Consider the following 15,238-nt stretch of genomic DNA (forward strand, 5'->3'; position numbering starts at 1 on the left):
TGATTTCTTTGGTTAATTTAATCGATTTTGATTTTATCAAATGCAATGAAATATCGCCATCTTGTATGATTTGGCTACTTCATTTCGCCATATAAATGCTGTAGTATATGTTGCATATAAAATGCATCTTTAGATTATTTAAGGAATATCAGCATGGTAAATACATCAGCACTGCTTTGTTATAAACAACTGCCGGTCTGGAACAGTGCTGGCGTGCCAGCGATGTTTCGTGAAAAGCACAATACTAAAGCAGGAACTTGGGCCAAACTGACCATTCTGAGTGGGGAGATGGATTTTCTTATTCTTGATGAAACAGGCAACACATTAGAAAGACACACTTTTTCTAATGAGCATCAACCGCCGTTTATTGAGCCACAAGTCTGGCACCGTATTGCCGCATGTTCAGATGATCTGCAATGCCAACTTAGTTTTTACTGTACTCCGGAAGATTTTTATCATAAGAAATACAATTTAACGCCGACGCATTCTGAAGTTATTGAAGCGGTGAAAACCATCAAACCAGGCAAAGCACTGGATTTAGGCTGTGGTTCTGGGCGTAACTCGTTGTATTTGAATTTATTAGGTTTTGATGTGACCGCTGTTGATAAAAATGGCGACAGCATCAGCAATTTGCAGCAAGTAATCGCACAGGAAGAACTGCAAAATATTACCGCCAATACTTATGATATTAATCAAGCCAGCCTGGATAATCGCTACGACTTTATTCTGTCGACGGTGGTGTTGATGTTCCTACAGCCGGAAAGAATCCCGCATATTATCAAAAATATGCAGGAGTGCACTTTGCCCGGTGGTTATAATCTTATCATCTCTGCTATGTCGACCGATGATTTCCCATGTACTGTGCCGTTTTCCTTCACATTAAAATCAGGCGAGTTGAGCCAGTACTATAAAGACTGGCACATCATTAAATACAACGAAGATGTTGGGCAATTACATAAAACGGATGAACAAGGTAATCGGATAAAATTACGTTTTGCGACGTTATTGGCGAAAAAAACGTCATAATCCAGACGGCTAATAAGGCGGGCTGAAAGGGAATGTATCTAATAGGTTATAGCGGCCTAAGCGGCCATAAGTGCCGTCGGCCTGATTGACTCAGAACTGAAAATATCAGTTTATCATCGGCCGCATAATCTTCATCATGATGCTATTGAGAACTATTAGTTAAGTTCATTGATAATCATTATCATTGAATGTAATAATGTAATCCATATTAGCTCGAAGGAGTATGGATTGTGTCGAATGTAGCTGAAGTGCTTTACCCTTCAACAACGGCAATTTCTGATGAAGTTGCCGGTTTGTTTGCCCGCACATTCGTGCACTTTTCAGAATCATTTTATGTCGATGCAGCTGAAATACCCTATGAGGCTATGTCATTAAGCCAGTGGGCGACAGAAACTAAGCTGCCTATTTTGATGCAAGCCTATGAAAATCATTACTATAGTCTTGGCGAGCTTAATCCGAATTATAAAGCTTTGCATTCATTATGGGGGCAGTGGTATTTCGGTTTGGTTATTCCACCGATGATATTGATGTTATTAACATTACCCGCCGCGATAGATACCAATCCAGAGCTTGTCCGCATCAAATTTCATGCCTCTGGGCGTCCTGAAGCTATTTACTATCAACACCGGTGGTTGGATAAATCACCATCATCATTATTGGAACGGCTCTATTTATTACTCGATCATCATATTATTCCTGTTATGCAGAGAATAGGGTGCCAGCCAAAAATCAACATCCGCTTAATTTGGAATAACATCGGCTATTTGATGTTTTGGTATCTGCGCGAGTTTGCCCATAAGTTGGAGGCTTTTGATGGTTATGACGCTGTAATTGAGAATCTATTTTTTGCCCCCAATTTACCTGATGGCCGGGATAATCCATTGTATCGCACTGTTATTCAACGTAATGGCGGCATGGAGCGCCGTACTTGTTGCCAACGTAATAAATTGCCCGGTGTCGGCAGTTGTCTCGATTGTCCGTTAGAATCTCGTCCATAAGCGGTATATGATTCGGCTCACAGATTAAATATGCCTTAAAGGACATTCTCGGTGAATAAAGAGTCGCTAAATCTAAATAAAGAAAAAATTGCCCATTTAGACGCGGTAGGTAGAAAAGCGCGCGCGGTTATGGAGCGAGAAGGGCTTGAGGCCTTAGTAGTGACTTTATGTGATAATTTCTATTATCTTACTGGGTTTGCCAGTTTCTTTATGTATACCTTCCGGCATACCGGCGCGGCAGTCGCAATAATGTTTCGCGATGCTAACATTCCGTCACAAATCATCATGAATGAATTTGAAGCCGCCAGCACGCATTTCGATATGCCCAATATGGTGCTGAAAACCTTCCCTGTATGGGTTGATGTTGATGACCCACGTAATCCACTTAATCATCAGAAAAAGAGTGAGCGGCCAATTGGCCCACCTATTGAGGCTGTCTTTAATTTAGTAAAGTCAGCGCTTGATAATGCGGGAGTGCTAGATAAGACCATTGCTATTGAATTACATGCTATGTCCCATGGCGGTAAAGGTGTGTTAGATAAAGTGGCACCAGGGTTAAGGTTGGTTGATTCGACACCGCTGTTTAATGAAATAAGAATGATAAAAAGCCCGTGGGAAATTCAGTATCTGCGTAAGAGCGCTGAAATTACTGAATACGGTATTGCCAGTGCCGCGAAACATATCCGGGTGGGTTGTACCGCAGCGGAGTTGACCGCTGCATTTAAAGCCGCAGTGATGTCTGACCCCGCAACAAATTTTAGTCGTTTTAATCTTATTTCTGTCGGCGAAAATTTCTCACCTAAAATGATAGCGGATAAAACACCGGCCAAATCCGGAGATTTAATTAAGTTTGATTGCGGTGTGGATGTCGCAGGTTATGGTGCCGACCTGGCCCGAACCTTTGTTCTGGGAGAGCCAGATAAGCTAACGCAGCAGATATACGACACTATCAGAGTTGGGCATGAGCATATGTTATCGATGGTTGCCCCTGGTGTGAAATTAAAAGATGTCTTTGACTCCACCATGGAGGTCATTAAAAAATCGGGCTTGCCGCATTATAATCGTGGGCATCTTGGGCACGGGGATGGCGTATTTCTGGGCTTGGAGGAAGCGCCTTTTGTCAGTACATCGGCAACCGAAACATTTTGTCCAGGGATGGTACTCAGCCTTGAAACACCTTATTACGGGATTGGCGTTGGCTCGATAATGCTAGAGGATATGATTCTCATTACGGATAGCGGTTTTGAATTTTTAAGTAAACTTGACCGCAATCTGCTGCGTTGTAATTAAGTCGTATACTATTTCTTTCTATATGTGGTTTACATTAATTGATGGGATAGACTCTTAAATTTTATAATTGAGTCTATTCCATTGCTGCTATAGGAATAGGTGTTAATGGAATGAAATTGTTTATCTATTGATTTTGTAGCATTTTAGTAACGGCCAGTTGTACCATTCTCCTGCATATTGTCACGACAGTGATAGTTAAGTTTACATTAATAGCATCGTTTTATTATTTTAAATATAAATTACTTTTGAGATGCCAGGAACACTAAATGGCCAATATCATCACGTCATTGCACGAAAACCATCATGGGCTTTCTTTTTACAGAATACTGTATCGCTGTATTTACTTAGTAAAAATATTTATTCTTTGTTTTTTGAATTTTTTAAGAATTTTCCACTAAGATTAATCTTAGTTGCATCTGAACTCACGTTAATAACACATTACCACCTCTATTAATCACTGGAATAACTCTATTTTGTAATAAGGCTACAATAGTATTTTCTTTCAACTATCATAAGTAACATGTTGTAATACATTCTATGAACTTCATTTCATCATCATTCCATAATGAAAATGGATGTTTATGAGGTCGCTTTTTGAAAATAACACAAGTTGCTGGCTTAAGGGTTATATAATGTATCACACATTTACGACACTGCTGCGCCCGCTGCATCGGCACAGAATTACTTTATTAGCGTTGTTAATTTCCGGGCTTTCAGTTAATCCAGTTTTGGCGGATACGCAGTATGATGCGTTAATTATCCAAGCCAGAACGGGAGATACCGCGCCGGCACTTGATTATTTAAAAACAGAATCAAAAAATAGGCCGCTTAATAGCAGTCAGGTTGATGATTGGCTGCAAATAGCCGGTTGGGCCGGGCGTGATCAGGAGGTGATTGACGTTTACGAAAGATACCATTCCTCCATGAATCTTTCGTCGCGTGGTTTGGCGTCTGCGGCACGTGCATATCGCAATGAAAAACGCTGGGATCAAGCGCTGGCATTGTGGCAAAGCAGTTTAAAGAAAGACCCAACTAATCCTGACCTTATTACCGGCATGATTATGACGCAGGCCGATTCCGGTCGCGGTAGTGAGGGGCTTAAACAAGCCACAGAATTGACCGAGCGTGACCCTTCGGCAAAAAATTACATGACTTTGTCTTATCTGAACCGTGCAACCAATCATAATTATGATGCCTTGCAGGCGTCTAGTGAGGCGGTGCGGTTGGCTCCTGAGTCTGAGGAGGTGTTAAAAAACCACCTCGAGATTTTGCAAAGAAATCGGATTGCTGATCCGGCGTTACAGCTGGCCAGAGAAAACCCGAAATTAGTAACGGCGGAACAGTTTCGGCAACTTGAAAGAGATGCGGCGGCTGAGCAAGTACGTATGGCGGTATTGCCAACGCGCAGTGAAACTGAACGTTTTTATATTGCCGATCAGGCTCTGGCGGATTATCAGGATTTGTTAACGCGCTGGAGTAAAGATCCTGAGGCGCAAGCTGATTATCAACGCGCACGGATTGATAGGCTTGGCGCATTATTAGTTCGCCGCAATACTGCTGAACTGATTCAAGAATATGAAACTATGGAAGCCGAAGGCTACAAAATGCCTGACTATGCCCGTCGTTGGGCGGCTTCAGCTTATATTGACCGCCGGATGCCGGAAAAAGCAGCTCCTATCCTCACCAGTTTGTATTATGCCGATGGTAAAACTTTCCGTAACAGTGATGATTTGCTGGATGCGGATGATCTCTATTACTCGCTGAATGAAAGTGAGCAATTAGATAAAGCTTATCAATTTGCTAAGAACTATAGCGAGCAAACGCCTTATCAGGTTGCCGTCTACGGTTTGCCAGGTAAAGAACCCAATGATGATTGGATGGAAGGCCAGACCTTGCTGGTTCAATCTCTGGTGGCACTTAATGATCTGCCGGCAGCACAGAAAAAACTGGAAACGTTATCCAGCACTGCACCGGCTAACCAGAATTTACGTATTGCCTTAGCCAGTATTTATCTGGCCAGAGATTTACCGCGTAAAGCTGAACAAGAATTAAAAGCGGTAGAATCATTGGCTCCACGTAGCCTTATTCTGGAACGCGCTCAAGCTGAAACCGCGATGGATTTGCAGGAATGGCGTCAGATGGAATTGTTAACTGATGACGTGATTACCCGCTCACCAGAAGATGTCCCATCCCAAGAATTAGATCGGCAGCGCAAAATTCATAATATGTATGAATTGCGCATGACGGGTAACCGCACCATCTCCTCTAATAGTCCAGTCAGTGGCAATAAGGATTATGGCATTGAAACGCTGCTGTATAGCCGGCCAATTGCTGATAATTGGCGCGTATTTGGTGGCGGCAGTTATAACAATGCTCAATTCGAGGAAGGAACCGGCATTAACCGTGTGATGCGTTTAGGGGGCGAATGGACTTCCCGTGACCATTGGGTTGAGGCCGAAATAAATAACCAGAATTATGGTTTTGGTAATAAAACCGGTGCGCGGTTGTCGACTTGGTATGATTTTAATGACCATTGGCGAGTGGGGGGGCAGGTTGAAAGATTGGCGAAAGACACGCCATTGCGCGCCATGAAAAATAATATCACTGCCAATAGTGCTTCTGCGTTTGTTTTCTGGAAAGCCGATGACCGCCGTGATGCCGAGTTTAGTGTCACGCCATCAGATTACTCTGATGGTAACAAACGTTGGGAATATGAACTCAATGGGCGTCAGCGCATCTGGACTGGGCCTTATCTGACCGCAGATTTCAATTTGGGGCTGGCGGCAAGCACTAACACCAAAGAAGATGTCATTTATTACAATCCGAAAAGAGATTTCACTTACCTTCCTGCAGTTACTCTTAATCATATTATGTATCGTCGCTATAAAACGGTCTGGAGCCAGCAAGTGCAGCTTGGTGTGGGTGGCTATTGGGAGAAAAACTACGGAAATGGTCTGGTCACCACGGCAAGTTATGGGCAACGGGTTTTGTGGAATGATGTAGTCGATACCGGCGTGGCCATTACCTATGATAAGCGCCCCTATGATGGTGCTCGTGAGCATGATCTCTCACTCGCGTTCGATTTGAATTACCGTTTCTAAGGGAAGCTTCATGGCGAAGATACTATTTTTCATACGAATACTTACAGTTGGAGTGATAACTCTGCTGGCCTCTGTCTGCTATGCAGAAAAACCGGTTTTTGTTCCCCCGGCTGAGCGCGAGTTACCGCTCAGTGAAAGACCGTGGCAGAAGAATACTTTTGTGGTTATTGCTTATCATGATGTTGAAGATGACTCAGCCGACCAACGCTATTTATCGGTTCGCAGCAGCGCGCTAAGTGAACAGTTAGCCTGGTTGAAAGACAATCGTTACAACGTGGTGTCTGTAGATCAAATTCTGACCGCCCACAATGGCGGGACGCCGTTGCCCAACAAGGCCGTTTTGCTGACGTTTGATGATGGTTACAGCAGTTTTTACAACCGCGTTTACCCCTTATTAGAAGCCAATAACTTAAGTGCGGTATTGGCCCCCGTCGGCATATGGCTTGATACCCCGGCGAATAAAAAGGTGGATTTTGGCGGTTTAAGTACTGACCGAAACCGTTTCCTGACCTGGAAACAGATCAGCGAAATGTCTAAATCAAAACTGATTGAAATTGGCGCACATACCTATGCATCACATTATGGTGTGCTCGCCAATCCGCAGGGAAATACTGAGCCGGCGGCGGCCAATCTGAGCTATGACCCTAAGACGAAAAAATATGAAACTGAAGCCGCATTTAAACAGCGGATGGAAAAAGATATTTCATTGATAACCGAGCGCATTATTAAGGCGACAGGTAAGCACCCAAGAGTGTGGGTGTGGCCTTATGGTGCACCGAATGGCACCGTTCTCAGTATCTTGCGCCAACAGGGTTATCAAATGGCGATGACACTGGATCCGGGTATTGGTAACGTCAATGACCTGATGAATATCCCGCGTATTTTGATCAGTAATAATCCGTCGTTGAAAGATTTTGCTCAGTTAATCACCTCCGTACAGGAAAAAGACATCATGCGGGTAGCGCATGTTGATTTGGATTATCTCTACGATCCAGACCCTGTTCAGGAAAAGGAAAATCTCGATAAGTTGATACAGCGGATTTCAGATTTACGTGTTAACACGGTGTTTTTGCAAGCATTCTCAGACCCCAAAGGCGATGGCAATATTAAGCAGGTTTATTTCCCAAATCGCTGGGTACCGATGCGCCAAGACTTGTTTAACCGTGTGGCCTGGCAATTGGCATCGCGCCCGGATGTTAACGTCTATGCCTGGATGCCGGTATTGGCGTTTGATATGGACTCTTCCTTACCTCGAGTGCAGCGTATTGACCCCAAAACGGGCAAAACCAGCATCGATCCGGATCAATACCGTCGTCTATCGCCATTCAACCCGGAAGTGAGGCAGCGCGTAATCGATATTTATCGCGATTTGGCCTATAGCGCCCCTATTGATGGGATTTTGTATCACGACGATGCGGTAATGTCCGATTTCGAAGATGCGTCGCCGGATGCTATTCGTGCCTATGAAAAAGCGGGCTTCCCAGGTTCAATTACCGAGATACGTAACAATCCGGAAACCATGGCCCGCTGGACGCGCTATAAGAGTCAATATTTGATTGATTTCACCAATGAACTGACCCGGGAAGTGCGCGCCATTCGTGGCCCGCAAGTCAAATCAGCTCGTAATATATTTGCGATGCCGATTTTAGAACCGGAAAGTGAAGCTTGGTTTGCACAGAATTTTGATGATTTCCTGGCAAATTATGATTGGGTGGCGCCAATGGCTATGCCGCTAATGGAAAAGGTGCCGCTTTCAGATTCTAACGAGTGGTTATCACAGTTGGTTAATAAAGTTGCACAGCGCCCAGGTGCACTGAATAAGACCGTATTTGAACTGCAAGCGAAAGATTGGACCAAACCGGAAGGCAGCAATGCCATCAGTGGCCCTATATTGGCGGGATGGATGCGCCAGTTGCAGTTAAATGGCGCGCAAAATTTTGGTTACTATCCGGATAACTTTATCACTGGCGAACCACCGCTAAAAGATGTCCGCCCTGTGCTATCTTCTGCCTGGTATCCTTTATATGATCGATAGAATAACTGCGGTACTTATCCTGTGCCTGGTATTGAGCATTCCTGTGGGGATGGTTTTACTCTTTACCGGCGATGTCCTGTTGAATTTTGTTTTCTTCTATCCGCTGTTTATGTCCGGTATCTGGATTACAGGCGGTATCTATTTCTGGCTGCGGCGTGAAAGACATTGGCCGTGGGGTGAGGATGTCCCCGCCCCTGAGCTGAAGGGCAATCCATTAGTGTCTATTTTGATCCCTTGTTTTAATGAAGGATTAAATGCACGGGAAACCATTCACGCGGCACTGGCACAGACTTATACCAATATTGAAGTTATAGCCATCAATGATGGTTCCAGTGACGATACTGCACAGGTGCTGGATGCCATGTTAGTTGAAGACCCGCGCCTGCGTGTTATTCATCTCGCCCATAATCAGGGTAAAGCTATCGCTTTGCGCATGGGGGCTGCCGCGGCGCGCAGTGAATATTTGGTGTGTATCGATGGTGATGCCTTACTGGATAAAAAGGCGGTGCCTTATCTGGTCGCGCCGCTGATTGCCAACCCTCGGGTCGGCGCGGTGACGGGTAATCCACGAATCCGCACGCGGTCAACCTTAATTGGCCGGGTTCAGGTGGGGGAGTTCTCATCAATTATCGGGTTGATTAAACGGACGCAGCGCGTCTATGGGCAAGTCTTCACAGTCTCGGGGGTGGTGGCCGCTTTCCGTCGTAGGGCACTTGCTGATGTGGGCTATTGGAGCCCAGATATGATAACCGAAGACATTGATATCAGCTGGAAATTACAGATAAGACATTGGTCGGTATTCTTTGAACCGCGGGGATTATGCTGGATTTTAATGCCAGAAACCTTGGCGGGCTTATGGAAACAACGTCTGCGTTGGGCGCAAGGCGGGGGTGAGGTTTTCCAGAAGAATATGTTCAAATTGTGGCGTTGGCGCAACCGTCGGATGTGGATGCTGTTCTTTGAGTATTCGCTGTCGATCACGTGGGCCTTTACTTATCTGCTCAGTGTCAGTTTGTTCCTGTTGGGGCTGGTCATTACTTTGCCGCCGGGAATCCATGTGCAGACTATCTTCCCGCCCGCCTTTACCGGGATGGTATTGGCATTGACCTGCCTGTTGCAGTTTGCTGTCAGTTTGGTCATTGAACGGCGCTATGAGCCAAAGTTGGGGCGGTCGCTATTCTGGGTCATTTGGTACCCGATGGTTTACTGGATGTTGAGTTTGTTAACCACGGTGGTTGCCTTCCCCAAAGTCATGCTCAAAGCTAAACGTAAACGTGCGCGCTGGGTGAGCCCGGATCGCGGGATAGGGAGGGTTAAACCATGAGCGAACCTCTAATTCATACCGAGCAGCGGGCTATTCCTCGTTGGATTGATATTATTATCACGGCATTAGCATGGTTTGGTTTTATCTTCTTATTCGTGAAAGGTTTTGTGGCGATGCTCGACAGAGCACCGAATATGGGGCCAATTCCGTTCAGAATTTACATTTTAGCTGGCCTGACGACGCTGGCACTTTATGTGGTGATCGCGATTTTTAATGCTATCGTGTTGATTGCTTGGGCGAAATATAATCAGATTCGGTTTCAGGTTGAACGCCGTGGCCACCGGCCTCATCTGGATGACGATGAGCTGGCGGACAGTTTGGACATGAGCGGCGAGATGATTGCCCAATTACAAGCCGGTTCTTGTCTCACGCTCTATAATGATGATGAGGGTCAACTGCGGGAAATTAAAGAAGGTTTACAACTTCCCACTGTCGCACCGGTAATCAATTTACGCCAAAGGTAAGAATTAAATTATCTCTGACTACTTGATAGTAAGTAATAGGCGCTTATTATCGGGTAGTCAGTGCTGTCTTATGCTTTTCTTCCTAAAGTCAGTTCTGCCAAGTAAATATCAACGATTTTTGATTTCCTGCATTACGTCAACTTAGCATATTGCCATGATTTAAAAGGATTTATTTTTAGTGGTTATAATTAGTATTCCTTTGGCAGTTGCATTACAACGGGAGCACATAATGAAACAAAACGAATTCGGACAGGTTATTGGAGCAGAGATAGCACATTGGCAATCTGCACAACGTCCTCAGCGCGAGATTTTACCGGGACATTTTTGCTATTTGACACCTATAAATATTGATAAGCACGAATCATGCTTATTTGACGCCTATCACAATACTAAAGATGCCCGTGATTGGACTTATTTTTATTGCGACCGACCAGAGAATGAAGACAGTTTTCATCAATATCTACAAAGGTTAATCAATGCGAAAGATGCTGTTCACTACACGGTTGTTGATGCGCAATCTGGTCTTGCATTAGGCACTGTGGGGCTACAGCGAATTGATGAGGATAATGGTGTTATCGAGATAGGCTCTGTTAATTGGTCGCCGCGCTTAAAACGTAATTCGGCGGGTACTGAAGGGATATATTTATTATTACATTATGTCTTCGACAAGTTAGGTTACCGGCGTTGTGAGTGGAAATGTGATTCACTTAATGAGCCATCAAATACCGCTGCCGCACGATTTGGTTTCCAGTATGAGGGGCAATTTCGCCAGGCTGTCGTGACTAAAGGGCGTAATAGAGATACCAATTGGTATGCTATAACTGACCGTGAGTGGCCATTAATTAAACAGGCATTTAATGATTGGCTGGCTATGGATAACTTTGATAGCCAAGGTCAACAGAAAGCACGATTACAGGATTTAAGAATTAGCCGCTAGTGATAGCCATACTCATCATGGCGGATGTTATCTGATTGTATTTTATATTTATTATTAATATTGCCTTTGCTTAAAACACCAACAAGAGAGTAAAGGTAAAATTACCCTGCCGGTTTATCGTGGCGAGCATTAAAGAACCTAATAGGCTAACCGGGTACAAAAAATAATAAGATTAAAAAATAAGCAAATTGAGAATATATATTTTTTTACATTTTGATATCGCGAAACGTAAGACTGTCATTATACTGTAATCATCTGGCGGTATTTTTCACAAAGTGTTTAGCTTAGTGTTTATCACTGCGGGGATCGCTAATGGTAGAGTCCATGATTGGGCTGTTAAGACAAGACCAAAGTTTCATTCTCACAACTCGTTGCTACGAGGGCCTTCTCTCCGACGCTAAAATTCCCTCTACACTACCATTATCTGTCTCTACAATATCAGTCATATCATTGTTATCCACGTCGTTGTCCTTGGTATTAATCTTACCTAATAACTCCCCTTGCAATACTGTATTCACCCGACTCTTTTTGTTATTCAATTTATTTAGGTGCTTACATTATCTGCATTTTCATTGGCTATTATTGGCTGCAAAGGAAGCCGAAACCTCATCCGTATGTGAATCATAATCGCGCAGGCAATTTCTGCTGCGGTAGGTGAATCAAACTGAAAGGTGCCACTATGGGAAGACAGAAAGCAGTGATCAAAGCTCGTCGTGAAGCGAAACGCGTAATTAGACGTGATTCACGTAGTCATCGTCAGCGTGAGGAAGAAAACGTGACATCGTTAGTGCAAATGGGCGGTGTTGAATCAATAGGTATGGCACGGGACAGCCGCGATACCTCCGTTATTCAGGCGCGTACGGAAGCTCAAGGTCATTACTTATCAGCCATAGACAGTAAACTACTCATCTTCGCTACGGGTGAAGCCGGGTGTGGTAAAACCTTTATCAGCGCAGCCAAGGCTGCGGAAGCATTAATTCACAAAGAAGTTGAACGGATAATTGTGACGCGGCCTGTGCTACAGGCAGATGAGGATCTGGGATTCCTGCCTGGTGATATTTCTGAGAAATTCGCGCCTTATTTCCGCCCGGTATATGACATTCTACTGCGCCGACTCGGCTCTTCTTTTATGCAATATTGTCTGCGTCCAGAAATTGGTAAAGTAGAAATTGCGCCTTTCGCCTATATGCGTGGGCGTACCTTTGAGAATGCGGTGGTTATTCTCGATGAGGCACAAAATGTGACCGCCAGCCAAATGAAGATGTTTCTGACCCGTTTGGGGGAAAATGTCACGGTCATCGTTAATGGTGATATTACCCAATGTGACCTTCCGCGTGGGGTAAAATCAGGTCTCAGTGATGCGCTGGAGCGCTTTGCTGAAGATGACATGATTGGCATCATCCGTTTTGATAAACAAGATTGTGTCCGTTCAGCTCTGTGTCAGCACACGTTAAATGCCTATTCATAGCTAAAGGTTATGAGTGGTTGATTCAATGAAAAGGGGCAAGTTAATTAAACTTGCCCCTTTTTGTTTGATGATAAGCTGCTATTTTCAGTTCAGTATCCGTCGGGGCGACTGCACCTGTGGGCGCTTTTGCCACTTTTGCAGCCATGGCCCATTCGGCACATCTCCCCTCCAGTTAACTATGTCCGCAATTTGCTTTTTTGCTTATTGATAAGGAAAGCAGTGAACTACTGTTACAGCATAATCGTCAACATATAGGCCGCAAATAATGCCAGATGGGCCGTGCCATTGAGCACATTGGTTCTGCCGGTAGAGAATGAAATTTGCGACAGGATCAAGACACTGACCATTACCACGATATGGGGTGCTTCCAGACCAAAGTTCAGCTCCTGCCCGGTTAATACGGCAATCAAGGTTACCGCGGGGACAGTCAGAGAAATAGTTGCCAGCACGGAACCGAAGAACAAATTCATGGCCCGCTGTACTTGGTTAGCCAATACGGCTTTTAACGCCCCTAAACCTTCTGGTGACAGAATCAGTAAGGCTATCAGGAAGCCGGTAAATTTAGCCGGTGCATTGAGCTCGCTCAGTAATGCTTCCAATGGGTTGGCATCAAATTTAGTCACCGCAATTACCGCAACCAGATGAATCAACAACCAAAAGGTATGCCACAGACTGCTGTGAGAAGAAGGTTTCCCGTGGTGAGGATCGCTTGGGTCATCACCTTCGTCTTCATGTTCGTAGACAAACAGGTTTTGATGCGTTTTGGTTTGAATCAGCAGGAAAACACCGTACATCGCCGCCGAAATTGCAGCGACAACCAATGACTGTGCCACACTAAAACTGCCATCAGGTAGCGTGCTTGGTAATACCAGCACAATGATTGCCAGCGGGAAGATAGCCATCAGGTATTGTTTGATACCGACCAGATTGACGTGCTGGGTAGCAAATTTACGCCCCCCAAGTAGCAAGGACACCCCGACCAATCCACCGATAACAATCATGATGATTGAATAGAGGGTGTCGCGCATCAATGCTGGTGCGGCATCGCCGGTTGCCATCATCGCGGAGATCAAACTGACCTCAAGTACCACCACCGACAGGCTGAGAATCAATGAGCCGTAGGGTTCGCCCAAACGGTGTGCCAGTACGTCGGCATGACGCACCACACTGAAAGCACTGCTCAGAATACCCACCAGAGCAATTAGGTTGATAACAATGATTGTGGCAAAATTGCTGGTATCACCCCAAATATTAAGAATGACCAGTGCAATAATTGGCAGGATGAGTGAGTATTCGTGATGGCGGGATTTAGATCTGCCAGGATCGTTTTGCGACTTCATTTCGAGCACGCTCCTAATAACTTTACTGTATTAAACGGGCATTAGAGCCATTTAACGATAATTAAGCGCCATATTGCAGGCTAAGTAGCTTTAAGACTAACAAATAACAGGGAATTGTCGCAGGAAATTTACAGGGTTTTAACTGGGAAGAATAAAAAAAAACATGAAAATGGACATGACTGAGTAATGCCCATTGATTTTATGGAGATTAATCTGTTTTAGCTATCAATATTATCCATCACTGCATGGCGTTTGTGATGATAATCTTCTTCATTCAGCCCTTCACGCCAGTAGGGGACGGCATAAAGTTGTTGGCGCTCACAACCTTTTTCACGGCGCAGATAACGGCGCAGTGCCACCACCATTCGGTCTTCACCGGCGAGCCAAAAAGTGGCTTCCGCCATTGGCAAATTCAGAGCACAAAATTGGGCGATAACCTCATCCGTTTGCTCGGTGCCCCCGATTACCCAGCTAAGCTCAACTGCGCTAGGTTTAACCAAATCAAGTATATCCGATGAGGTATCCACGCGAATAATGGCACGCCCTTTAGCATCTGCGGGCAGTGTTGCCAATAATGCGGCAAGGGCAGGGAGTGAAGAGGGGTCGCCAACCAAATAACTGAATGTCGCCGCGGGTAACATAGTTTCTGGCCCGCCGGGGTTAGTTATCCCCAGCCAGTCACCGATTTTTGCATTACGGGCGAAACTTACCGCTGGGCCGTGGTGGTCATGAAGGGCAAATTCAATATCAATCTCAGCTTGTGCAGCGCGAATAGCGCGGACGGAATAGGTTCGAACAATAGGGCGTAAGTCTGCTGCCGGCCATATTGGCCCTTTTTCGCTCAGTACGGGTAATTCTGGCTGTGTTTGATGTGCCAGTGGCAGGAAAATTTTCAGGTGCGCACCAGCACAATCTGATGGGTAGTTCTCTAATGTTGGGCTATGAAAAGTAATGCGGCGCAAATGGGGGGAGATATCGACAACCTTTTTTACCTGTACCAAACGGGGTGGCGTTGGCCGATATTTGGGTTTTGCTGCGGTTGATTCGGTGGTCACAGTTTATCCTTCTTATCTTATGGTGTTTCATTCTTTTCATCAGCCAGCATGACGGTGGCTTTTTAAGTAATTAACTATATCACTAAGAAATCTTAATGATAATTATTTGCATAAAAGAGTATCAGGAAAACGAAAAGAAATCTTTCCCTTGAGCCGGGATAGCATCGACCCGAGTTCTGGCATGTCATGAGATGGTATCG

At 44.9% G+C, this 15,238-nt stretch carries 11 protein-coding genes; 9 read left to right on the forward strand and 2 right to left on the reverse strand.

What is annotated here, in order from left to right:
- The first annotated feature begins 153 nt into the window (after positions 1 to 153).
- The 9 genes from tehB (at position 154) to phoH (ending at position 12,643) form a co-directional block, all read left to right on the forward strand.
- Complete coding sequence (gene tehB, locus YROHD0001_RS07205; protein ID WP_004715143.1) at positions 154 to 1,026, forward strand: SAM-dependent methyltransferase TehB; 873 nt, start codon at positions 154 to 156, stop codon at positions 1,024 to 1,026.
- Between the two features lie 230 nt (positions 1,027 to 1,256).
- Entirely contained in the window at positions 1,257 to 2,024 is a 768-nt protein-coding gene (gene fhuF / locus YROHD0001_RS07200) for a siderophore-iron reductase FhuF (protein WP_004715144.1), read from the forward strand.
- A gap of 129 nt (positions 2,025 to 2,153) precedes the next feature.
- Complete coding sequence (locus YROHD0001_RS07195; RefSeq protein WP_042542347.1) at positions 2,154 to 3,314, forward strand: M24 family metallopeptidase; 1,161 nt, start codon at positions 2,154 to 2,156, stop codon at positions 3,312 to 3,314.
- Between the two features lie 632 nt (positions 3,315 to 3,946).
- Positions 3,947 to 6,415 carry a poly-beta-1,6 N-acetyl-D-glucosamine export porin PgaA gene (pgaA, locus tag YROHD0001_RS07190; RefSeq protein WP_004715146.1) on the forward strand — a complete coding sequence of 823 codons (2,469 nt, stop codon included), beginning with the start codon at positions 3,947 to 3,949 and terminating at the stop codon, positions 6,413 to 6,415.
- 10 nt (positions 6,416 to 6,425) lie between these two features.
- Positions 6,426 to 8,450 (forward strand): poly-beta-1,6-N-acetyl-D-glucosamine N-deacetylase PgaB, encoded by a 2,025-nt coding sequence (pgaB, locus tag YROHD0001_RS07185; protein ID WP_032817092.1) that lies wholly within the window; start codon positions 6,426 to 6,428, stop codon positions 8,448 to 8,450.
- Positions 8,440 to 9,774 carry a poly-beta-1,6-N-acetyl-D-glucosamine synthase gene (gene pgaC, locus YROHD0001_RS07180; protein ID WP_032817093.1) on the forward strand — a complete coding sequence of 445 codons (1,335 nt, stop codon included), beginning with the start codon at positions 8,440 to 8,442 and terminating at the stop codon, positions 9,772 to 9,774. Before pgaB ends, pgaC begins: the two co-directional genes overlap by 11 nt.
- A complete protein-coding gene (pgaD, locus tag YROHD0001_RS0118045) occupies positions 9,771 to 10,238 on the forward strand; it encodes a poly-beta-1,6-N-acetyl-D-glucosamine biosynthesis protein PgaD (RefSeq protein ID WP_032817095.1) in 468 nt (155 codons plus the stop codon). The genes pgaC and pgaD overlap by 4 nt, the downstream gene beginning before the upstream one ends.
- A gap of 229 nt (positions 10,239 to 10,467) precedes the next feature.
- Positions 10,468 to 11,175: a GNAT family N-acetyltransferase gene (locus YROHD0001_RS07175; protein WP_032817097.1), complete on the forward strand. Its 708-nt coding sequence runs from the start codon at positions 10,468 to 10,470 to the stop codon at positions 11,173 to 11,175.
- A 679-nt stretch (positions 11,176 to 11,854) separates the two neighbouring features.
- A complete protein-coding gene (phoH, locus tag YROHD0001_RS07170) occupies positions 11,855 to 12,643 on the forward strand; it encodes a phosphate starvation-inducible protein PhoH (protein ID WP_032817099.1) in 789 nt (262 codons plus the stop codon).
- Between the two features lie 230 nt (positions 12,644 to 12,873).
- Here phoH and chaA read toward each other — a convergent pair whose 3' ends face one another.
- Together chaA and YROHD0001_RS07160 are read right to left on the reverse strand one after the other, a co-directional pair.
- Positions 12,874 to 13,983, reverse strand: coding sequence for a sodium-potassium/proton antiporter ChaA (gene chaA / locus YROHD0001_RS07165; RefSeq protein WP_004715152.1), 1,110 nt, complete (start codon positions 13,981 to 13,983; stop codon positions 12,874 to 12,876).
- Positions 13,984 to 14,201: 218 nt separating this feature from the next.
- Complete coding sequence (locus YROHD0001_RS07160; RefSeq protein ID WP_004715153.1) at positions 14,202 to 15,038, reverse strand: siderophore-interacting protein; 837 nt, start codon at positions 15,036 to 15,038, stop codon at positions 14,202 to 14,204.
- Between the last annotated feature and the right edge of the window lie 200 nt (positions 15,039 to 15,238).

Source organism: Yersinia rohdei ATCC 43380, from assembly GCF_000173775.1.
In the GTDB taxonomy this organism is placed as follows: domain Bacteria; phylum Pseudomonadota; class Gammaproteobacteria; order Enterobacterales; family Enterobacteriaceae; genus Yersinia; species Yersinia rohdei.